The 18,768-nt window shown below is 63.6% G+C and carries 25 protein-coding genes, 1 tRNA gene and 4 other RNA genes; 23 read left to right on the top strand and 7 right to left on the bottom strand.

Translation table 11 applies throughout. From position 1 onward, the window contains the following. Positions 1-6: 6 nt before the first annotated feature. Positions 7-1,344, bottom strand: coding sequence for a terminase (locus tag AB0B58_RS23865; RefSeq protein ID WP_360227421.1), 1,338 nt, complete (start codon positions 1,342-1,344; stop codon positions 7-9). 66 nt (positions 1,345-1,410) lie between these two features. Here AB0B58_RS23865 and AB0B58_RS23860 point away from each other — a divergent pair, with 66 nt between their 5' ends. Then, on the top strand, positions 1,411-1,647 hold the full coding sequence (locus tag AB0B58_RS23860; RefSeq protein WP_360227418.1) for a hypothetical protein: 237 nt from the start codon (positions 1,411-1,413) through the stop codon (positions 1,645-1,647). Between the two features lie 9 nt (positions 1,648-1,656). Here the strand turns inward: AB0B58_RS23860 and AB0B58_RS23855 are convergent, their stop codons facing one another. From AB0B58_RS23855 to AB0B58_RS23845, 3 genes are all read right to left on the bottom strand, one after another. Further along, positions 1,657-1,863 carry an HNH endonuclease gene (locus AB0B58_RS23855; RefSeq protein WP_360228061.1) on the bottom strand — a complete coding sequence of 69 codons (207 nt, stop codon included), beginning with the start codon at positions 1,861-1,863 and terminating at the stop codon, positions 1,657-1,659. A 388-nt stretch (positions 1,864-2,251) separates the two neighbouring features. Further along, a complete protein-coding gene (locus tag AB0B58_RS23850; protein WP_360227415.1) occupies positions 2,252-2,683 on the bottom strand; it encodes a hypothetical protein in 432 nt (143 codons plus the stop codon). A gap of 322 nt (positions 2,684-3,005) precedes the next feature. After that, complete coding sequence (locus tag AB0B58_RS23845) at positions 3,006-3,245, bottom strand: hypothetical protein (RefSeq protein ID WP_360227412.1); 240 nt, start codon at positions 3,243-3,245, stop codon at positions 3,006-3,008. A 2,010-nt stretch (positions 3,246-5,255) separates the two neighbouring features. Here AB0B58_RS23845 and AB0B58_RS23840 point away from each other — a divergent pair. From AB0B58_RS23840 to AB0B58_RS23745, 20 genes are all read left to right on the top strand, one after another. Continuing rightward, positions 5,256-6,032 (top strand): hypothetical protein, encoded by a 777-nt coding sequence (locus AB0B58_RS23840; protein ID WP_360227409.1) that lies wholly within the window; start codon positions 5,256-5,258, stop codon positions 6,030-6,032. A 2-nt stretch (positions 6,033-6,034) separates the two neighbouring features. Beyond that, an RNA gene (locus tag AB0B58_RS23835) (hammerhead ribozyme type II) lies at positions 6,035-6,095 on the top strand. Positions 6,096-6,117: 22 nt separating this feature from the next. Beyond that, positions 6,118-6,435 (top strand): hypothetical protein, encoded by a 318-nt coding sequence (locus AB0B58_RS23830; RefSeq protein WP_360227406.1) that lies wholly within the window; start codon positions 6,118-6,120, stop codon positions 6,433-6,435. Next, entirely contained in the window at positions 6,432-6,773 is a 342-nt protein-coding gene (locus AB0B58_RS23825) for a hypothetical protein (RefSeq protein WP_360227403.1), read from the top strand. Before AB0B58_RS23830 ends, AB0B58_RS23825 begins: the two co-directional genes overlap by 4 nt. Before the next feature lies 1 nt (position 6,774). Next, an RNA gene (locus AB0B58_RS23820) (hammerhead ribozyme type II) lies at positions 6,775-6,835 on the top strand. A 16-nt stretch (positions 6,836-6,851) separates the two neighbouring features. Beyond that, the gene (locus AB0B58_RS23815; protein WP_360227400.1) at positions 6,852-7,178 is read left to right on the top strand and encodes a hypothetical protein; all 327 of its coding nucleotides are present in this window, start codon (positions 6,852-6,854) and stop codon (positions 7,176-7,178) included. Between the two features lie 54 nt (positions 7,179-7,232). Further along, positions 7,233-7,793 (top strand): hypothetical protein, encoded by a 561-nt coding sequence (locus AB0B58_RS23810; RefSeq protein WP_360227398.1) that lies wholly within the window; start codon positions 7,233-7,235, stop codon positions 7,791-7,793. Positions 7,794-7,796: 3 nt separating this feature from the next. Continuing rightward, positions 7,797-8,114, top strand: coding sequence for a hypothetical protein (locus AB0B58_RS23805; RefSeq protein ID WP_360227395.1), 318 nt, complete (start codon positions 7,797-7,799; stop codon positions 8,112-8,114). Positions 8,115-8,150: 36 nt separating this feature from the next. Then, positions 8,151-8,227: hammerhead ribozyme type II (locus AB0B58_RS23800), an RNA gene on the top strand. 35 nt (positions 8,228-8,262) lie between these two features. Further along, positions 8,263-8,841 (top strand): hypothetical protein, encoded by a 579-nt coding sequence (locus AB0B58_RS23795; RefSeq protein ID WP_360227392.1) that lies wholly within the window; start codon positions 8,263-8,265, stop codon positions 8,839-8,841. 90 nt (positions 8,842-8,931) lie between these two features. After that, the gene (locus tag AB0B58_RS23790; protein WP_360227389.1) at positions 8,932-9,162 is read left to right on the top strand and encodes a hypothetical protein; all 231 of its coding nucleotides are present in this window, start codon (positions 8,932-8,934) and stop codon (positions 9,160-9,162) included. A gap of 121 nt (positions 9,163-9,283) precedes the next feature. Next, positions 9,284-9,658, top strand: a complete 375-nt coding sequence (locus AB0B58_RS23785) for a hypothetical protein (protein ID WP_360227386.1) — start codon at positions 9,284-9,286, stop codon at positions 9,656-9,658. A 5-nt stretch (positions 9,659-9,663) separates the two neighbouring features. Further along, positions 9,664-9,912 (top strand): hypothetical protein, encoded by a 249-nt coding sequence (locus AB0B58_RS23780; RefSeq protein ID WP_360227383.1) that lies wholly within the window; start codon positions 9,664-9,666, stop codon positions 9,910-9,912. After that, positions 9,912-9,990: hammerhead ribozyme type II (locus AB0B58_RS23775), an RNA gene on the top strand. The genes AB0B58_RS23780 and AB0B58_RS23775 overlap by 1 nt, the downstream gene beginning before the upstream one ends. A gap of 13 nt (positions 9,991-10,003) precedes the next feature. Next, the gene (locus AB0B58_RS23770; RefSeq protein WP_360227380.1) at positions 10,004-10,312 is read left to right on the top strand and encodes a hypothetical protein; all 309 of its coding nucleotides are present in this window, start codon (positions 10,004-10,006) and stop codon (positions 10,310-10,312) included. Further along, positions 10,305-10,544, top strand: coding sequence for a hypothetical protein (locus AB0B58_RS23765; protein ID WP_360227377.1), 240 nt, complete (start codon positions 10,305-10,307; stop codon positions 10,542-10,544). The genes AB0B58_RS23770 and AB0B58_RS23765 overlap by 8 nt, the downstream gene beginning before the upstream one ends. Positions 10,545-10,642: 98 nt before the next feature. Further along, the gene (locus AB0B58_RS23760; RefSeq protein ID WP_360227374.1) at positions 10,643-11,074 is read left to right on the top strand and encodes a hypothetical protein; all 432 of its coding nucleotides are present in this window, start codon (positions 10,643-10,645) and stop codon (positions 11,072-11,074) included. Positions 11,075-11,191: 117 nt separating this feature from the next. Continuing rightward, positions 11,192-11,494 carry a hypothetical protein gene (locus AB0B58_RS23755; RefSeq protein WP_360227371.1) on the top strand — a complete coding sequence of 101 codons (303 nt, stop codon included), beginning with the start codon at positions 11,192-11,194 and terminating at the stop codon, positions 11,492-11,494. 143 nt (positions 11,495-11,637) lie between these two features. After that, the gene (locus AB0B58_RS23750; protein WP_360227368.1) at positions 11,638-11,820 is read left to right on the top strand and encodes a helix-turn-helix domain-containing protein; all 183 of its coding nucleotides are present in this window, start codon (positions 11,638-11,640) and stop codon (positions 11,818-11,820) included. Further along, entirely contained in the window at positions 11,817-13,193 is a 1,377-nt protein-coding gene (locus AB0B58_RS23745; RefSeq protein ID WP_360227365.1) for a tyrosine-type recombinase/integrase, read from the top strand. Before AB0B58_RS23750 ends, AB0B58_RS23745 begins: the two co-directional genes overlap by 4 nt. Positions 13,194-13,408: 215 nt before the next feature. Here AB0B58_RS23745 and AB0B58_RS23740 read toward each other — a convergent pair. After that, positions 13,409-13,481: transfer RNA gene (locus AB0B58_RS23740), tRNA-Arg, on the bottom strand. A gap of 434 nt (positions 13,482-13,915) precedes the next feature. Between AB0B58_RS23740 and AB0B58_RS23735 the strand changes: the two genes are divergently transcribed. Then, a complete protein-coding gene (locus AB0B58_RS23735) occupies positions 13,916-15,637 on the top strand; it encodes a DUF262 domain-containing HNH endonuclease family protein (protein ID WP_360227362.1) in 1,722 nt (573 codons plus the stop codon). Here the strand turns inward: AB0B58_RS23735 and AB0B58_RS23730 are convergent. Continuing rightward, positions 15,632-16,096 (bottom strand): very short patch repair endonuclease, encoded by a 465-nt coding sequence (locus tag AB0B58_RS23730; RefSeq protein WP_360227359.1) that lies wholly within the window; start codon positions 16,094-16,096, stop codon positions 15,632-15,634. The two genes, AB0B58_RS23735 and AB0B58_RS23730, sit on opposite strands and share 6 nt — an antisense overlap. A 100-nt stretch (positions 16,097-16,196) precedes the next feature. On the opposite strand from AB0B58_RS23730, the gene AB0B58_RS23725 reads away from it, so the two are divergent. Then, positions 16,197-17,360, top strand: a complete 1,164-nt coding sequence (locus tag AB0B58_RS23725) for a DNA cytosine methyltransferase (protein ID WP_360227356.1) — start codon at positions 16,197-16,199, stop codon at positions 17,358-17,360. Here AB0B58_RS23725 and AB0B58_RS23720 read toward each other — a convergent pair. Further along, the gene (locus tag AB0B58_RS23720; protein ID WP_360227353.1) at positions 17,357-17,863 is read right to left on the bottom strand and encodes an HNH endonuclease; all 507 of its coding nucleotides are present in this window, start codon (positions 17,861-17,863) and stop codon (positions 17,357-17,359) included. The genes AB0B58_RS23725 and AB0B58_RS23720 overlap by 4 nt on opposite strands. Positions 17,864-18,768 lie beyond the last annotated feature (905 nt).

Raw genomic sequence — 18,768 nt, 5'->3', positions numbered from 1 at the left:
CCCCCTTCAGAGGAAGTAGCCGCGTCCGGTGCGTCGGCGAGCCTTCCGCCCGCGGGTGCGGTAGTCGTAGAGCGCTTCGTGCGCGAGCAGCAGCGCCGCATAGAGGTCGACCTTGCGAGGGCTCTCGGCAGATTCCTTGCCGAAGCTCACGCCGTAGTTGTTGGTGCGGCGCCGCGCGTTGAGCACGTGCCGCTTCAGAGCAAGGTCGCCGTCGTGGCCGAGCTTGCCATCGATGATCGACCGCATCATCCGCTCGTTCGCCCGGGTCACCCGCTGAAGCGATTGCCGCATGTCCCAGGCGATCGGGTTGCGCCCCTCCGACTTGACCGTCAGGCTCTCGCCGTACGTTTCGGCCCAGTCCGCGATCCGTGACTCCCACAGCGCGACGTCGGCGTAGAAGCCCAGCACGGTGAAGCTGCGAAACGCGTCGTGCACGGCCGAGTCGACCTCAGCGCGGGGCACCTCCCAGCCGTCGCCGCGTGGCCCGTCCGGGCGTTCCCACAGACCGAGGACGAAGGCGACCTGGTCCGACACGCGGATGGCGACCAGCGCCGTGCTGTCGTCGCTCTTTCCGCCGTCGAAGCCGAGCATGATTTCGTCGCCGGGCTGAAGCGTCGCGCCTTCCACCAGCAGCGGAGCCCACTGCTCAGGACCGAACAGGGCGTCCTCGTCCGCGACGATCTGGTTGAGCCACATCCGCCGCGACCGGGCCGGCGACAACGTCGTGTCCAAGACCGATTGCAGGATCGTCTCGACCCGCAGCCACACCGCATCGCCGCGGATCTTCGGCAGGACGATCCGCAACGCGTCCGGCGTCAATGGGGTCTTCGGGTGCGCCTCGATCGAGTCGTAGAGGAAGCCGATGTCGACCGCGCGGCCTTCAACGATCTTGTCGTACGCCTCGCGCATCCGCTCCGCGACGCTGTCCTCGCCGGGCAGGTAGGCGTTCGTGATCGCGAGGTAGCGGGAGTCCCGCTTCGTCGTGTTGCCGTCGATCGTCTCGTACATCCGGTCGCCGTTGTTGCCGCGAATCCAGTGATGCGTCTCGTTCAACGCGACGAAGGTGGACCGGCCGCCTTCGAGGGCACGGTAGGAGCTGGTGACCGCTTCGAGGCGTTGCCGGCCCCGGTTGGCGCGGATCAGCTCCGCGCCTTCCTTGATGCCGTACGTGGTGATGAAGTGCTTGGACATCAGCGACGGGAACAGGGTCATGGTGTTGCGGGTCTGGTCGCGACTGACGGCGGCGACCTGCACCCACGCCTGCGGATGCGGCACCCCGACCGGCTCACCAGCGGGGGCGAAGTGCGAGAAGCGGGACGGGCCGACCAGCTCGACCAGGCACATCACCGCGACGAGAGGGTCCTTGCTGGGCTAACCCCAGCCCTTGAGCCGCTGAAGGACACCTTTGCGGTGAACGAATCGGCCGGTGTCGTCAACGGCGTACCAATGCAGGAGAAAGCGAAGCTGCTCGCGGGTGAAACGCCAGGGCTTGCCGTCGTCGCCGAGCAGGTACTCGGCGCACCAGCCGGCGATCTGCCAGCCAAGCGTGAGCTCAGGCAGAAGCCAGCTACCGTCGTCGCGGCGACGCCAGGTCGGACCGAGATACGACGGCGCAAGCGCATCGATCTCCTGTGTGGTCAGGGCTGAGATGGGACATCACCTCCCCCGGGGGTAGGTCGGACGCTGTTTCCACTGCACGAGCAGCAGATCGCTCTTGTGTCCGTTACAGTCGCCGCAGGCGGGCAAGATGTTCGCGAGGGCGTGACGTCCGCCCTTGGCCACCGGCACGATGTGGTCCATGATCAACGGACTCGGTGGGCGCCTTCCGCAGTAGGCGCAGCGCTTGTCAAACCGGCGTTGCATCGCCGCCCATTCAGCGTCGGTGAAAGGGCAAAAGCCGGGATTGCCGATTAACCGGGCAGCCCGGCGGGCGGCCTGAATACGCCGTTGCTGCCGGTTCTCGGCCCGCCAGGTGCGGGCATACGCGACGCGCGCCTGCTGGTGACGGTGGTAGTAGTCGATCGCATGTGCTCGACGGCGAGCAGCCTCACGGGGATAGCGGGCACGATTGCGTTCTCGCTGTTCAGCACGGCCTTGCGAGGTAGATCGGCGAGTCGTGTGCCAACGGGCTGCCTTGCACGGGCGTCCGCAGAACCGGGCGTCCCGCCGCTTGTGCGAGATGTCTGTCTGGCAGTGCTCGCACCTTCTCGCCGGGGGTGGCGTCAACGGGCAACCACCCCCTCGATGGGCGTCAGGCGCCGAGCCCCAAGTCCCGCTTGTAGGCGGCGATGGCCAGCACGGACGCGGGTTCGGTGTCGTCCTCTGGCTCATGCAGCTCGATGCGCACCCGACGCCGGTCGCCTTCAGTGACGAGCAGGCGCTCCATCGCGGAATAGATCGTTTGCAGCATCTGGCCGGAGCGCTTGGTGGAGTTCTTGTAGTGCGACAGGTCATCACACAGGCTGAACGCCATCGCCCAGTCCGACTGCTCGTAGAAGTCGGCCTGGCCGGACACCGCCAAGGCGTCCCAGAGCTGCCGGGCGATCGGATGCCACTGCGGATCAGGCATCGGCGCGCTGGCCGGGCGGGACAGGCCCTTGGTGACCGAAACGATGTCGGAGCCCTTGCGTTCACGCGGCCGGGCAAGGTCATCGCTGCGGTTCGGGACAGGTCCACGAGTCATGGCGATCACCTCCGGGCGCGTAGCACGACAGCGACCCGGCACGCAGGTTATCCACAGCCGGGGAAGTTATCCACAGAAAGAAGAGGCGTCGGTGGACAGCGACACAGCGACGCCGGAAGTCTGAGTGCGTTGGCGAGAACACTCCCTCGCCGCGCCGGCCACGGCCATCGGCAGGTGGGGCGCAGCGGGCAGCAGACCCGTCAACGGGGCGGGCAGCTCGATGCGAACTGCCCGCCCTCGTCGGGCGATACCAGGGCTGCGGCACGGGGAACGCAGCCCTAGCAAGATCATCGTAGGGTTCTTCGTCAACGCCGATACGGGCCTAGAAGATGCCGCCGGTCAAGAGGTGGAAAGCCAGCCACGCCAGGCCGGCGAGCAACGCGAAGCGGCGAAGCTGTACCCAGCCGCTCATCGTCGGGCGGTTGCCGGGACGGCCGATGCCGAACCATCGCCAGACGTGTTCGCTGAGCGTGTCGTCTGGCGCCTTGCGGGCCAGGGCTACGCCTTCGAGCACGGCGAAGAGGCCGATCCAGCCGATCCAGAGCCATGCCCAGGTGTCCACGAATGCCTCCGTACCGCCGATGCTGGAACGGGGCACCTGCCTGGCAGGGTGTTGCCCGACAGGTGCCCCGGGTAGAGGGCCGCGCAGTAGCGCGTCACCGCATGTGCGTCGCGATCAAGCGAGACCGGGATGGGTCTCGGAGCGCCGGAATTTGCGATGGTTACGCCGCCAACCGGCGGCGCGAGCAGCAGCCCCTTCGCTGCTCGACTTTCGACGGTGATGCCACCCGCAAACCGCTCGTAGGTTGGAGTCGCGATGGTCATCACCGGGTCTGATGTGGTCTACCTCGGTCGCTGGTTCGCCGCACCGCTCGCCGTACGCGTCACGCGCGGTACAGCGGAACGCGTCCCGGCGAAGGATGCGCCGGCGGATAGCAGGCCAGTTCGCTGGTAGGCGATCCCGGCGATCCGAGCTTTCCCAGTTCGGCATCGGCATCACCACACCGGCGAAGAAGGTTGGCCATGATATTGGTCAACTCGTTGACTGCGATGCTGAGAGGGCCCCTTCAGGGGGCCCATTTGATCGAAGCAGTCAACGGGCTGACTGGCAGACCGCACGCCAGCGAAGCTGCTTACATCTCTAATACGGTTTCAGGAGCCAGTTTTATAACCCTGCGAAGGCGTGGCCTCGGTCACCGTCTACAGTGCGCTGGCATCGGCGTGACCGGCGGAGCAGTAAAGCAGTAAAGCTGTTTACGCTTCTAATACGGTTTGAGCCCAGAGTTTTATAACCCTGAACCGGCGTGACCTGAGTCACGCATGCCCGTTGGTGCTGGAAAGCGCCAGCTTGGCAGGCATGCCGGCCTGTCAGGGTTCGTGCACTGCGCAGGCTCCACATGCTGGCGTCCACTTTGAGGTGATCTGCGACGGCATGCTTGCGGATCGTCGACCTGGAAACCGTGGCATTTCCTTCGCTGCTAAACCTGGCGGTCCTTTAATTAAATAGCGAAGGGGTCATACCCCCATTGCTCTTCCGCCGGTGCAAGCGAAGCGGTATAACCGCGACGCGTAACGCATTGCTAGGTGCGGCAGGAAGGCGGCATTGCAGCGTTGCTGTATGCCTGTTGACCAGCGCAAACGCTGCTCCCGCGCACCCTTGAAGCGACACCTAAAAGCACCCTCCGAAGGCGGCTCACGGAGCCTTTCCGCCGGTGCAAGAGACCCGTATTCGCGCGTTGACCTGCGCATTTGACAAACGCCGATGCGTCGTCCTAATGTTTGTCCCGTCACCGCAACACAGCAACACAGCGGAGACGCAGAACTAACCCGAATCGCGGGGTTGCGAATACCGATCCGAATGGATTACGGTTCTCGCATCGAACCAAAGCGCAATGCCAGACAGTGAGCACCTATGCCTAACCGGGTGCGAGCGGCGCGGAACGGCAAACGGCCCGGCTGTCACGGCAAGCGCAACGGTGAGAGGCGAGCGTGACCCGCACAGCGGGATGCAGGACAGCAACACTGCACTACAGCGTCAGGGCAGCCCAGCGTGGCCCTTAAGGCTGGGATGGTTGGCGGTCGGGAACCTAGCGGAACCTGCCCGGGTAGCTTGTTCATTGCTGAACTCCATAGTGGAAGCGGTTGATACTCTGCGCTGCCGTGCCGTGGCACCCCTACGCCGGGACCACGGAGCGAGGCAGGGCAAGGAACCGGAAGCGACGGCCGCCCTCGTGAAGGCGGGGGCCGGGGCTCCGAGGAACGCGCCGCTATGAACTGGGGCCGCTCTGGTCCGGGAAGGCCACTTTGGGTCTTCCATGTGTGACGGAGCCGGACGCCGCCCCCTCGAAGACTTCGCCCGTGACTCATCGATCCGCCCTGTGACCTGGGGTGGAATGGGTGACGACGGCTCATGACCGATCACGGGCACGACGTCGAGGCTTGCGCCATCGTGTAATGTTTGTGGAGCGGGGTGGGTGCGGTCGGGATGCCCTGACCGTGCCGCACGACGACCCTGCATGGCTGAGCTGCGACGACCGATCACCCAGGCCCCAATGTGTAAATGGAGTGAAGCGTGGAGGAAGAGGAAGAGACCCGCAACACCGATGACCTGCTAGAAGTGCCCTACCTGAAGCCGCGGATCTACGTCTGGCGCGGTCAGACGATGCAGGGCTTGATGTGGGTGCCGACGGACCCGCCCGAGGGCGGGGACTCGGTCACGCTTGGCGCGCTGGACATGCGAGAGCAGAGCAGAGTGTACGACCTGACCGCGGACGACGTCCGGTATCTGGAGATCCGCGGCACCGCGTGGGGCGACTACACCGGGTCGACGTACGACCGGAGCAACGCCCGATCTCTGCGCCGTGACTTCGGCGAGTACGTGATCACCCTGAACGCCGACTTCGGGCTCGAGGTGCTGCTTGTGCGGATCGGTGTCGAGATCCCCGAGGGGCTGTACGACGCGATCGTGAGGCTGCGCGACTACTCGCTATACGACGAGTCCGACCTGTCCGAGTTGGAATCCGAGCTGGAGCAGGAGGGCTGGGAGAACTGGGGCCGCAGCGACTGGACGGGTGAGATCCGCAAGCTCGCGCAGCAGCTCGACTCCGATGACGACGTGACCGAGCTGGGCAGCAACGCGTACGCCGATGACCTGTTCTGGGGCGTATGCGCTGACGGTGAGGCCGGCTACTGGCAGGCGGAAACCGCCGTGTCCGGCTACTGGACGGATTTCGAGCGGTCCGCGGAGCTGGCGTGGGCGGAGATCCAGGTGCGCCGCATGGCCGAGTTGGGGCAGTGGGCGCGTGAACTCGCCGCGCCGATTCCCGGGCAGCTCACCTTCGCTATCTGACCTGCCGAAACCCCTTCGGGGGTCCGCCGGGCTGGCATCCCGGCGCTGACGAGGCTGCCGAAATCAACGATGAAAGGAGGGCGCCGTGGGATGGACACCAATCCACCCGAATCCGCACGTCGTCGCCGCGTTGTCGGGACTGGACGAGGCGCTGGATCACCTGAATATGGCCGGTTACCCGTACGCCGTGGGCTTGAAAGGCGTCGATGAACCGTACGGCATGGTGCAACGCGCGGCCCGGCGCACGCTGGAGCATGCGTTCCCCGACCTGGACCCCGACGACATTCAGCACGTTCGTGTCGTCAACGGGGAAGGGTATGCGCAGGCGGTACATGCGCTGAGGCGAGAACGTGCCGAGCTTGGCGAGGATGCGCCGTCGACCGAGAACGAGCCGACGCCGTGATCGGCCAACGTGGCGCGTCAGACGCGCTCACCTATCGGTGGCAGTACCTCAACGCTGACGACGACATCACCAGCGATCCGTTCTGCGTGACCCATGCAGACCGGATGCGCGCTTGGGACGGCGCGCACGGCGATGTCTGCATCGTCGAGGTGCAGCGTACGCCGCGCGGCCGGTGGCAGATCACCTCCACGGATTGCGCGGCGGGTATCCCGGTCAGCGCCTATGACCGTCGCTTTCCCTCGCCGCTGGACGCGTTGGGATACATCGCCAAGCGGCAGGGGCGGCGGCCTGTCGGGGCTGTTTGCCGCTGCGGCACTCCCGGCGGCGAGTGCGACTGAACGCCGAAACCCCTTCGGGGGTCCGCCGGATTGGCATTCCGGCGCTGATGAGGCTGCCCAATCGAGAAGTGAGGCGACATGGCCAACACGTATAACGCACGGTCGTACACCGAGGCGAGGCACACCGTGTACGCGGAGGTGTTGGGCGCCGACCTGGTGACCGTAGAGGCCCGACAGTTCAGGCCGGAGCGGATCACCGTGAACTACGACTGGCGCACCCAGCTCGGGGACACGGACTGGATCGTGAAGGCTCTCGTGCTTGCCGGTCCGTGGGTCGCGGCCGACGGAGTCACCGCGACCGGCGCCGGCTCGGGAAACGTCCAAATCTTCCTCAGCGAAGCACCGGAGTGGGCGCGCGAGTTCGTGAAGAACCACGTCCCGCGGATGGCGCTGGTCGAGCGCTGACAACACGCCGAAACCCCTTCGGGGGTCGGGTGGATTGGCATTCCACCCCTGACGATGGCTGCCACTGGGGAGGACCAGTTGATCAACGACGAGACGGTGTTCACGTTCGATGAACCGGAGGGCATGTTCTGGGTGGAGATCCTGTCCGCCGTCGAAGAGCAGGTGTGGAGGGACGACGTACGGGTCCGCAAGTCGTTCCCCGCGCTGCGGGTCACCACCTACGAGGGCGGCCGGAACGTGTCGGAGAACCGCCGGTTCATCACCCTGAAGGGCCGTAGGTACAGCATCGATGAGGTCCACGTGTGGCACGACGGTTACAAGCCGCCGCATGACTGGGCCGGCGACCACCGCAACCACCACTCGATCGGCCTGGTAACCGCGGCCGGCGCTCCGCTGGATTGGAAGTCCCCGGTGCGCCACAAGCTCCGCGAGATCGAGTGGTCGGTGCGAGGCATGTTCGTCGCCTTGCACCCGGGGTGGACGCGAACGTCACTACGGCTGGGACTGGCCCAGCGAGTTCGGCAGGCGACCGAGGAAGCCGCGACACACCGGGGAAAGGCGGACGCGGCGGAGGCGGTAGCCGTAAAGCTGCACGCCGAGTTGGAGGCGATGTAGCCGATGGCCGCGCGACTTTCCCAGCGGCTGTCCGACGGCAGCACGATCACGGTGCGTCGCTCTCGCACGCTGATCGGTACCACGTTCACCGAGGTCCACTCAGTGCGTGGCGTCGACAAGCACGCCCTGCTGTGGATGGACGGCGGAATGTACGGCCTGTACGGCCGGGGCGACCTGATGCGGATCAGCCACCCGGACTACAGCCATGCCCCAAACGAGGCGGAGGCCGCACGAAAGGCCCTCGCGTTCTACGTCGATAGCGCCGAGAGCGTGATCGCGTACGCCAAGACCGAGGGCATCCCGGTAGCCGACTGCTACTGAAGCCGGCCGCCCACGGCCATCCCCGAACCCCTGTTGAGCCGAAACCGCGGCCGGCTCCAGGGCTGGCCCCGGTCCGCCGGACTGGCACTCCGGCGCTGACGAGGCTGCCAAATCTTGGGGAGGAACATTGACGAACAGCATCGAGCGAGTGCGGGTTCTCACCGGGCACACCAGTCCGGAAACAGCGTACGAGGTGGACGACTACCCGTACGGCTTCCGGCTGCGATGCAGGATCCGCTACTGGGTCGAGACCGCGACCAAAGGGGCGAAGAAGGGCCGGCAGCGGTTCATGAGCCAGACGACCAACCCGAAGGTCGACGGTGAGCCGTGGAACAAGCCCAAGGGCAGCACGTACGACCTGATGACCTTCATGTACCTCGACGACCAGGACCACGTGCACCACTTCGGGGTCAGCGAGTACGGCGTTACGCCGGAGTCCGATGCCCGGCTGCGGCTCAGGGGCATCTACGAGCAGATGACCGACGAGCAGCGCACCTTCTACGACACGCTCGTCAAACTGTCGCGCAAGTACGCAGAGCCGTGGGAACACTTCGGCCAGATCGTCGCGGCGATGGGCGAACACATCTGGGCGACCGACAAAGACCCCGAGCCCGTAAACGGAATCTGGGAATGGCCTGGCGGGCGCGCACACGTCGGCTACGACCTAGCCGTGTACGTGACGACCGCCCGAAATCTCATCGGCACTTCACGAAAGCACAACCCGTAGAGCCGAAACCGCGTCCGGCTCGATGGCCGGACTCGGTCCGCCGGACTGGCATTCCGGCGCTGACGATGGCTGCCACAAAGGAGTGCGGACATGGACGACGACCAGATGGTGTACGTCAACTTCACCGAGACCATCGAACGCAACCTGGAGTTGGAGTTCGCCGAGATGGCGAAGGTTCTCGGGGTCAGCAAGAAGAAGCTGACCGCGATCGTGGTCGACGGCGAGGAGTTCGAGCCGTCCGACGCGGTTGCGTCGCGGATGATCAAGCGGTCCGAGATCACCGGCGGCGAGGTGACGATCGAGGACATCGGCGAAGCCTGACCCGCGCCGAAACCCGTCCCGGCGATGCCGCCGGGGCTGGTCGCGTGGATTGGCATTCCACGCCTGATGACGGCTGCCACATTCCCCTCAACGAAAGGTGCGGTCGATGGACCCTGCCCTCATGACCGACGACCAGAGTCGAGAACACTTCCACGGCCTGGCGCGCGACTACGCCGGTCGGTACGCGCAGCTCGTTGTTGACGCGCTCGGCGGCCAGGTGTCGCACGACGCCGCCGCGATCCTGCACCGCGTCGGCTTCGAGCTGGGCCACGGCGCCTGCCAGACCCTGGCCCAAGAAATCACGTCGCGAACCACGCCGGTTGCCGGCGACGGTCGGCGGACGGTGGAAATCACCCGGGAGCAGGTCGAGTGCTGGGCCGAACGCGCACTGACCGATGACGAGGTGTCGCGCCTGGACGACTGCATTCCGAACTCGTCGATCCCAGACGCGGTCGCGGACATCGTCGCGGGCCTAGCCGAGGGCAGCGACGGATGAACCACGTGCAGTTTCCACGCCGCATCAGCGTGCACCCCGTAGTCGCCTTCACCCGCATCACCGCCGGACCGGGAACCTATCCCGTTCAGGGCATCGCGATCACGCGGGACGGCGACCGCTTCAACGTCCACTCGGTGTGGCTGGCCGATGCCGAGATCGGTCGGTGGGAAGGACAGAACGGCAGGTACGGCATCACCTGGCCCCGAGCCCTGGGCGAGATGGTCCAACGCGCCCTCGACAACCCGGCGCCGTAAGCCGAAACCCCGCCCCGGGTCGCCGGTGGCGCGGGTCGCCAGGGCGTGGCGTCCCTGGCCTGACGATGGCTGCCAACGAAGGGACAGAGGCATGGCGAAACGCAAGCCGCCGAAAGTGATGTTGGCTCACCGCAGCCCCAACGAGATCGAAGAGACCATGTCGACCCTGCTCGACATGGGCAGGGTAACGATCACCGGCTACGACGGAGCCGAATGGCTCGACAAGATCGGCATCGACGTCGCTACCGATGCCGTGTCCATTGACGTCCGGCTCGCCGCGCCGCCGGACAGCGAGGAGTGGGGGCCGAGCGTGACTCTCACCCTGCACGCTGACGGCCGCTTCGAGTTCAGCGGGTCGATCGACCAGCCCAAACCCAGCGAAGGAGACGCCCGTGGATGATCTCGTCAGTGCTGACGCTGTCGTGACGCTCACCCTCGATCGAGCGACTGCGATCAAGGTGATCAACGGCATTCGCCGGTTCCATGACGGCTGGCTCAAGTCCTTGTCCGAGGAAGAGGCCAGCAGACCGTTGGAAGACGACGCGCGGGTGACTCGGCACCTTCCCAACCACCTCGCGCGGGCCTTAGGCGACCTGCGGGACTCCTTGGAGGACGTCAAGGTCACCCTGTAGCGACTTCGTGTTGCGGGAAGTCCATCCAACGTGTAATGTTTGTAGCGATCGTCCACATGGACACTGGGGGATGACGTGACGACAAGCGCTGGACCCGCGTGCGACTGACGCCACGCAAGGAAGAGATCGAAAAGGTCAAGGCCATCCTGGAAAGCGACGACTTCACCAGCGCCGACCAGATGGCAAAGGCCCTGATTAGCGAGGTTGCCGACGTCCTGTGGATGCGCGACTGGTGGGCGCTGGCCCACATCGACATCACCGGCCGAGCCGGCCTGAACTGGGCGCCGTTCGCCAGTCCCACCGAAGCGCAGCGCGTAGCGACGAAGGTAGGCGTCCAGGGCACCTTCAGAGCCGTCAAGCTCTACAGCCCCGGCGTCATGCTCGCCAATGCCGAAGGCAAGAAGGGCTGGAAGGGCTACTGCCAGGACCCCGGGTGTGGGCACGCCTCGTTCCTGCACCTCAGCAAAGGCAGCGGTCGAGGCGCGTGCGGTCTGACCTCAATGTGTAAATGTAGTGAGTTCGTGAAGTAGGGCGGCCCGACGGAACCCATCGTCGCTCACCACGGCCTGCGGCCCGCCATCAGGGCGGCGCCGGTTCGCGACCAACCGCAGGCACGTCCGCGACCCCAATCCAAGGAGTTGCACCGCGTGACAATCGCACCGCAGCACCCCCGATTCGCCACCATCCAGCGTCGTTTCGAGACTTTCCACGCCGAACATCCCGAGGTGCTGGAAAGGCTGGAGAAGATGGCCGGCGAATGGTTCGACCTCGGCCACCCCTCCATCAGTATCGGCATGCTGTGGGAGGCGATGCGCTGGCTTGACGGCGTCAACAGGCCCGAGCCGGTCCGTCTGAACGACCACTTCCGCAGCCGTTATGTGCGCCTACTCCTTCAGCGACGGCCGGAGTGGGAATCGCGGTTCCAGGTACGCGAACTCCGCGCGGCCTAACACCTGACGCGGTCCCCCAGCGCACCACATCCATCGACCATCTAACAACCGAGCCAGGCTCGGCGCTGCTCTGCGGCGACGGGCCTGGAATTCCGCCATGCCCACCAGCGCCAAGGAGAAACGCCATAGTGGAGGACAAACTAATGACCATCGCTGAGGTGTGCGAGGCACTGAACAATCTTCCGCGTCGAACCTTCTACCGCTGGCGGGAGCTACGCATCGCTCCCACCTGCATCAAGCTTCCTAACAACGAGCTACGCGTATGGCGTAGCGAGTTGAATGCGTGGCTGGAGGCCCGCCGCGAACAGAAGGACACGGCGGCATGATGTCGCGCGACGTGCGGATATGGGCGATCCGCGTCAACGAACTCGGCCCTCGCAAGAAGTCATACACCGTCCGGTGGAAGGTGGCCAACAACAAGCCCACCAAAACGTTCGCCAACCGGACACTAGCCGACAACTTCCGATCGGAACTCAAGTCGGCATTCAACAACGGCGAAGAGTTCGACGTCGAGTCGGGCCTGCCAGCCTCCATGCTGGCCGCCAAGGACGTCACAACGTGGCTGGAGTTCGTCCGGCGCTACATCGCAATGAAATGGCCGGCTGCGGCTGCGACGTCGCGAGAGTCGATGACCGACGCCTTGGCAACGGTGACACCCGCTCTGGTGAACAACGCGACCGGACGACCCGATACATCGCTGTTACGTAAGGCGCTGCGATTACACGGTCTGCTTCCCGAAAACCGGCGCGAGGAACTGCCACTGGACGCCGCTGCGGCCTTGCGCTGGCTGGAGCAAGCGAGCTTGCCGCTGACAGACCTAGCCAACGCCGAGACGGTACGGCAGGGCCTCGATGCGCTCGCCCTGAATCTGGACGGCACCGCCGCCGCGGCAACGACTCACCGACGGAAGCGATCCGTCTTCTACAACGTGCTGCAGTACGCGGTCGAGCTCGAACAGCTCGACTTCAACCCAGTAGACAAGCTGCGCGTCAGCGCCAACCGCAAGAAGGTCGCCGAGGTCGTCGACCGCCGTTCCGTCGTGAACCCGAGGCAGGCTCGTGAACTGCTGACCGCCGTGTCGTACGTCGGCCGCCGCGGCAAGGACGCCAAACGCGGCGAGCGCCTGGTGGCGTTCTTCGCCTGTCTGTACTTCGCAGCGCTGCGCCCCGGCGAGGCGTTGGGCCTGCGAGCGCAGAACTGCTACCTGCCCGAGAAGGGCTGGGGGTCGCTGACCGTAGAGCGGTCACACCCGGCGGCCGGCAAGCGATACACCGACAGCGGTGAGGTCCACGACGATCGCGGCCTCAAGCACCGGGGCGAAGACGACGCCCGAACCGTGCCGATCCCGCCCGAGCTTGTGGCAATCCTGCGCGAGCACATCAAGCGGTTCAAGGTCAGCGACCACCTGTTCCGCAGCGCCAACGGTAAGCCGATCTCCCCCTCGGGCTACGCGCGAGTGTGGCGCGAGGCACGCAAGCTCGCGCTGCTGCCCGCACAGGTGAACTCCCCCCTCGCAGCACGCCCCTACGATCTGCGTCACGCCGGTGTCAGTCTGTGGCTCAACGCAGGAGTCCACGCCCCCGACGTCGCCGACCGCGCCGGCCACTCGGTAGACGTCCTACTGAAGGTCTACGCCAAGTGCATCGACGGCGACCGCGACACGATGAACACTCGGATTGAGTTCGCCCTCGCCTCCTAGTGGAGCGTCCCGCGAAGCCCGGCGCATGACACGGAGCACGACACGCACCCGCTCTGACCAGCCCAAACGCTATCAAGATCATGACACGCATTTGCCACAACTGGTGGCAATGGACTGCTCTTGGCGGCATCCAGCTGCCTACGAGGGCGTTGCGCAAGTGATCTTGCAGCTATGAATACAGCCTGCTCAGCAACCGTTTCGGCTGGTGGTGGAGGTGCCCCCGGCAGGAATCGAACCTGCGACACACGGTTTAGGAAACCGTTGCTCTATCCCCTGAGCTACGAGGGCGCGACGCACCATGTTACCTGCATGCGTGTGGTTGGTCGGCGCCAGGCTGCACTCGGTACCGATGAGATCATTGCAGCTCCTCTGCATGACCCCGCCGTACCACCTCACCAGGCTCTCGCCACACACGCGTCGTCGCGGCTGCGGTGCAGCCAACGGTAACCAACTCGAACCGACAAGTCCGGGAGTGGAGGGGACTCCTGCCAGGAGTACGTAGCTCCACGTGGATGGCTCATGCTGTGCCGGCCATCCTGGGCTTAGCGTCCTGGCGCCCGCTACCCCCGGCTACGGCCAGCGCGTATGGCGCAACTTGACACGGACGGGTAGAGGACCGAGTCAGTGATACTTGCGACGGTGAACGCACCCCACTAGCCAGCGAGGCAACCCGATCACTTGAGATCGGTGATCGGACATACCAACAGGCTTATGATCTCCGGATGGCCACCATCACCGCTGCAGCACCCAAAACTATCAAGGACTTGTTCAACGAATCCGCTGAGGTTGTACGAGTTCCTACCGAAGTCCAACGCCAGTACTCCTGGGATGAGGAAACTGAAACGTTCTGGCAGGATCTGCGGCGCTTTGAGGCTCAGGCAAGCGAAACAGACCAGTACTTCGTTGGCTCGATCTTGACCGTGTGGCGACCCGGCTCTCGGTTTCGACTCCTGCTCGATGGGCAGCAACGACTCACAACGAGCACTATTCTCCTATCCTCGATACGTGATGCACTTTGGCGTCTTGAGTCGCAGAATGCGAGAACATTGGCTTCGGAGGTGCAGCGAGATTTCATCGCATATGCGATGGATGAAGGAGACGAGAAAAAATACTTCCTGCAGCTAACAGACTTCGACAAGGAATTCTTCCGAGCGCACATTCAGGATTGGGATCCGGAGAGCGGAAAAAGCCCCGGGGTCAAGGACGTTGCCGCACCGTCGCATAAGCTAATCTTGAGCGCTAAGAGAAGATTTGACGCCGCCATTCAGAAAGTTCTGGGCGATCTCTCCGATGAGCAGCAAAAGCGGCGATGGCTTCAGAGACTTCGTCGAGTACTTGTCCGCCACATCCAGTTCGTAGAGATTACCACCGCGTCCGAGGAGGACGCGAACGAGGTTTTCGAAACGATCAACGATCGAGGATTGAAGCTTTCACCCCTCGATCTACTGCGGAACTTTCTTCTACGCCGCGCCGCCGATTACGACCGCTCTGAAATAAATGACAGCTGGCGCTTCGTTCTCGAGCGCGCGGTGGACGCCAGCGACCTTGAACAGTTCCTTCGGCACTACTGGGTGAGTCGGTACGGTGATGTGCGAGCACGAGGGCTATACAAAGAAATCAAGTATGTTCTCGGTCGGAAATTCGATAATTCGGAGCTAACGCCCAAAGCTTTTGCACTGGATCTCGAGGGCGCGGCCAATGTCTACTTCGATCTACGCAAACAGGAGGTTGATGATCAAGAATTCCGCGCAGTCCTCGGCGAGATCCGAGAGCTAGACGCGAAGCCGTTGTATCCCGTTCTTCTGGCGTCGGTCGAGACCCTCGGGGAATCGCAATCACTGCCCCTAGCCAGGGCTCTCGTCTCGTATTATGTTCGTTGGTCGGTGGTGGGGAGAAAAGAGTCAACTCTTCTGGAAACCGTCATGTACACTCTTGCCATTAAGATCCGTGGCGGCTTGGCGATATCCGAAGCCATCGCAGAGCTTCGCGCACAGGCAGGAACCGACGAGTCATTCATCGAAGCCTTCGCCAGTGTATCGATTGCCAGAAGCGGTTGGCGGCACCACGTGCTTGTCCGTCTGGAAGATACCCTGCGCCGGAAGACCGGCAAAGACGAGCTCATCGTCAAACCGGGGAATTCGGTCCACGTCGAGCACATCTACCCGCAGCGCCCCCCACAGGAGTACCGCCTGGAACAGCACGAGGAATTGGTGAACCGCCTCGGCAATCTTACACTCCTCCACAGGAGACTAAACACTAGCGTCAAGAACTCAATCTTCCCCAAGAAGGCAGAGAAGGCATACTTGGCCACCCAGTTGTTACTTACCACGGACACTGGAATATCGGGCCTCTGGGATGAAGAGAAGAGCCAGTGGCGCAAGGACGGAATCGAAGCGCGCCAAAAGCAACTTGCCAGCTTGGCGGTAGAAACCTGGCCACTATAGTGGGCCTCGCCCGCCGACCACAGATGCTACTTGCGAGGCCGCCGCACCAACTTCCTCATGCTCCCATATTCTTACTACTTGCCATCCGGCGGCGGAAAGGGCCTGCGTTACTAAAGCGTCGCGCTCGACGTTCTTGCGCAGTTTCTGCTGCCAGAAGAGGACGTTTGTCTTCGGCAATGAGCCATGACGATTGCAGGAGTGCCAGAAGCATCCATCTACGAACACCGCCACCCGGCGCCGCGGGAAAGCGATATCGACACGCACGCGTACACCTGCCACCGTGACAAGGTAATCCTTACGGAAGCGCAGCCCCAGCCGATGGAGCACCGACCTGACTCGTCTCTCCGGCCCAGTGCCCGTTCGCCGGTTCGCCTTCATAGAACGACTAACCGCCTCGGATGTGGAAACCGGCGTTTGCACAGGGTCGACGATACGTCGACCCCGGCCCTGAGGCCACATGTGAGGCGGTGGAACGGACGTCAACCTGGCGAGGCGTCGCCAGCTCCCACCAGCGATCGCCTAGGATGACGCTCTGAGAAGCCATGATTAGGAGTCACGAATGACCCTGGACGTCTTGAGCCGTGCCGGAACAGCCGACCCAAACGTCGCCGATTGTGACCGAGGGATCGCACAGGGTACGGATGGGGGTGCTCGACCGGAGTGGCGCATGACTCAGCGCTCAGCTGAGGATTCCGCACCCACCGTCATCGACCTCTTCTGCGGCGCAGGGGGGATGACCCTAGGCTTCCAGCAGGCTGGCTTTAGACCGATTCTGGCAATCGACAACGACCGAGATGCGATCAATACGCACGCTGCAAACTTTCCGGGTGAATCTATCTGCACAGATATCTGCACCTTTTCGCAATTCCCCAAAGCGGATGTTGTAGTCGGCGGGCCGCCTTGCCAGGGATTCAGCCTGTTGGGCAAGCAGTCGAAGAGAGAGCGTACAGAGAACTTCCTCTGGCGCGAGTTCATGCGGTGTGTCGAGCAAGCCAAGCCGATCGCATTCGTAATCGAGAACGTTCCGCAGTTCTTGAAAGACGCCGCCTTCGAGGGTGTTTCTGCGGAGGCCAAGAAACTCGGCTATAAGCTTACAGCGGGGTTATTGAACGCAGCGGACTACGGCGTTCCGCAGCGTCGGCTTAGGACTATTATTATCGGAAGCCGGCTAGGAGAACCTTCACTACCCCTGCCCACTCATCAAGTATCTGCAGACACCCTCTTCTCGGACCTTCCTCCGTGGAGGACTGTGCGCGATGCCATAGGTGACCTTCCACTTGAGCCGACCGACACGAATTTGCACAACAGCCGTCGAGTCACTCCGTTGTCACTAGAGCGATACAAGCACATTCCGCCGGGAGGAAATCGCAAAAACCTTCCCCCCGAGTTGCAGCCGGATTGCTGGCGATACAAGGACCCGCGAGGCGGTGGAAGCGCCGACCTCATGGGTCGCATGTTGTGGGACGCTCCATCCCTTACGATCCGGACCCAATTCCTTAAACCGGAAAAGGGAAGGTATTTGCATCCGCAAGCGCATCGTTCTATTACGCCTCGCGAGGGCGCTCGGCTTCAGTCGTTCCCTGATGGCTTCCGATTCGTTGGCAGCGTTTTTCAAATCGTCAAGCAGATCGGCAATGCCGTCCCACCGGAGCTAGCTCGGAATGTTGCGCTCGCCGTACTTAGCCATGCCCGTAGCCACGGTAAACTGCTGAAAACAGCCTAGGTAACGCTTTCATTCAGCATGACGGATGCTGCAGCGTCCGCTGTCATGCCGTCCACTCTTGCGCGTTCGCGAATACGTCGACCGACGTCCGGGCTGACCGTGACTACGAACATATCCTTGAAGTGCTCGGGGTATGCAAATGGGCACTGGGTACATGATGGAAGCACACAGGCGCCACAGGCCTGCCGCTTCTTGAGGTTGCAGCGGGTACACAGTGTCTGAAGGTTCAAAGGTTTGGAGCTGCCTCCCCTTTGAGCCGGGACCTTGTGGTCACACTGGGGAGTTGTGATCGCCTGGTCTTCGCCAGTGTACGCACCGCATAGCTGACATGCCCAATCGTCTCTTGCATAGACCTCCTGGCGCGTTTTCCTAGGTACTTCATACCTAATATTTTGAGGTCGTACTGGGCCATCTGATCGTCGTATATACCAGTCGTCGTTGGCACCGCTGGTTCGGCGTACTCGCTCAATCTCCCAGCCGTATTCAGCGACGATCTTCCTCACCCGCCGAGCATAGTTGGTCCGTCCATACGCCTGCTCCAGCGTTGATCGATGAACTGGCTCATTGAGCGGAAGTAGGTCGACGAGTTCTTGAAGGTGTGATGGGAGTTCCCTGATCGCACCCGGTGCACTGACGGCAAACTCTAAAAAAGGTTGGTGGTTCAAGGCCCCTCCGGCGTGCCCGCATCGCGGTCCGGTGAATGGAACTTGTCCAGTATGGGTGATGTGCCAACTCTGCCGCTGGGTCTCTTGGCGGTCCGATCAGGCAATAAGTCTGTCTACTCGGACCCTTGCCCCCGTTGTAGCGCTGCGCTGGCGACAGCCGCACCCGTGTAGTGACGTGTCATCCCGTCGCCCTCGACCCGCCTGCGCAGGGAGCTGGCATCCGCCGACGCCCGCCGCGTCAAGACGGCCTTGACAGTCGGCAGCTAGGCCGGCGGGCGTCGGCGGGGTCTGCTCGGCTTGCCCGGGGCGAGGGCGACGGGGCATCCCGGAGCCGGAGCGCCCCCGCCGGAGGCGCAGTAGCCGCAACCAGTTAACGGCCCGCCCCGCGCCACGGCCAGGCGCGGGCACCTCGGCCGCGTCTCCCAGGCATGCCGGCCGACTGAAGTTTCCACCACAAGCCCCAGGCACTGACGGTCTCCGGCAGGCCCGACGCTTCCGCCCTACACGCCAGCCGACGGGCGTCTGGCGGGGCTGCGCCTCCCGACCAAGGGAGGCGTCAGACACGCGCCCTGGTCGGCGGCGTGAGCGGCCCGTTTCGGGCCGCCTTGAAGACGTACAGAAAGTTTGAACCGCTTCCGGCTGCCGACCTGTCGAGTCTCATGACCTGCGTGACAGATCGGTATCAGGACATGCGTGACACTCCGCCGAGTGTTGGTGGAGATCAGCGTGACGGAACAGCGGTA

This window comes from Actinoplanes sp. NPDC049118 (assembly GCF_040648555.1).
GTDB lineage: Bacteria > Actinomycetota > Actinomycetes > Mycobacteriales > Micromonosporaceae > Actinoplanes.
Note: the sequence above shows the minus strand (reverse complement) of the source record. Positions and strands in the feature narration are given on the sequence as shown.

Coding starts and splice junctions, on each gene's coding strand:
- AB0B58_RS23865 (WP_360227421.1), bottom strand. CDS start 1,344: ATGTGCCTGGTCGAGCTGGTCGGCCCGTCCCGCTTCTCGCACTTCGCC.
- AB0B58_RS23855 (WP_360228061.1), bottom strand. CDS start 1,863: ATGCAACGCCGGTTTGACAAGCGCTGCGCCTACTGCGGAAGGCGCCCA.
- AB0B58_RS23850 (WP_360227415.1), bottom strand. CDS start 2,683: ATGACTCGTGGACCTGTCCCGAACCGCAGCGATGACCTTGCCCGGCCG.
- AB0B58_RS23815 (WP_360227400.1), top strand. CDS start 6,852: ATGGCCAACACGTATAACGCACGGTCGTACACCGAGGCGAGGCACACC.
- AB0B58_RS23810 (WP_360227398.1), top strand. CDS start 7,233: ATGGCTGCCACTGGGGAGGACCAGTTGATCAACGACGAGACGGTGTTC.
- AB0B58_RS23805 (WP_360227395.1), top strand. CDS start 7,797: ATGGCCGCGCGACTTTCCCAGCGGCTGTCCGACGGCAGCACGATCACG.
- AB0B58_RS23790 (WP_360227389.1), top strand. CDS start 8,932: ATGGACGACGACCAGATGGTGTACGTCAACTTCACCGAGACCATCGAA.
- AB0B58_RS23785 (WP_360227386.1), top strand. CDS start 9,284: ATGACCGACGACCAGAGTCGAGAACACTTCCACGGCCTGGCGCGCGAC.
- AB0B58_RS23770 (WP_360227380.1), top strand. CDS start 10,004: ATGGCGAAACGCAAGCCGCCGAAAGTGATGTTGGCTCACCGCAGCCCC.
- AB0B58_RS23750 (WP_360227368.1), top strand. CDS start 11,638: ATGACCATCGCTGAGGTGTGCGAGGCACTGAACAATCTTCCGCGTCGA.
- AB0B58_RS23745 (WP_360227365.1), top strand. CDS start 11,817: ATGATGTCGCGCGACGTGCGGATATGGGCGATCCGCGTCAACGAACTC.
- AB0B58_RS23735 (WP_360227362.1), top strand. CDS start 13,916: ATGGCCACCATCACCGCTGCAGCACCCAAAACTATCAAGGACTTGTTC.
- AB0B58_RS23730 (WP_360227359.1), bottom strand. CDS start 16,096: ATGTGGCCTCAGGGCCGGGGTCGACGTATCGTCGACCCTGTGCAAACG.
- AB0B58_RS23725 (WP_360227356.1), top strand. CDS start 16,197: ATGACCCTGGACGTCTTGAGCCGTGCCGGAACAGCCGACCCAAACGTC.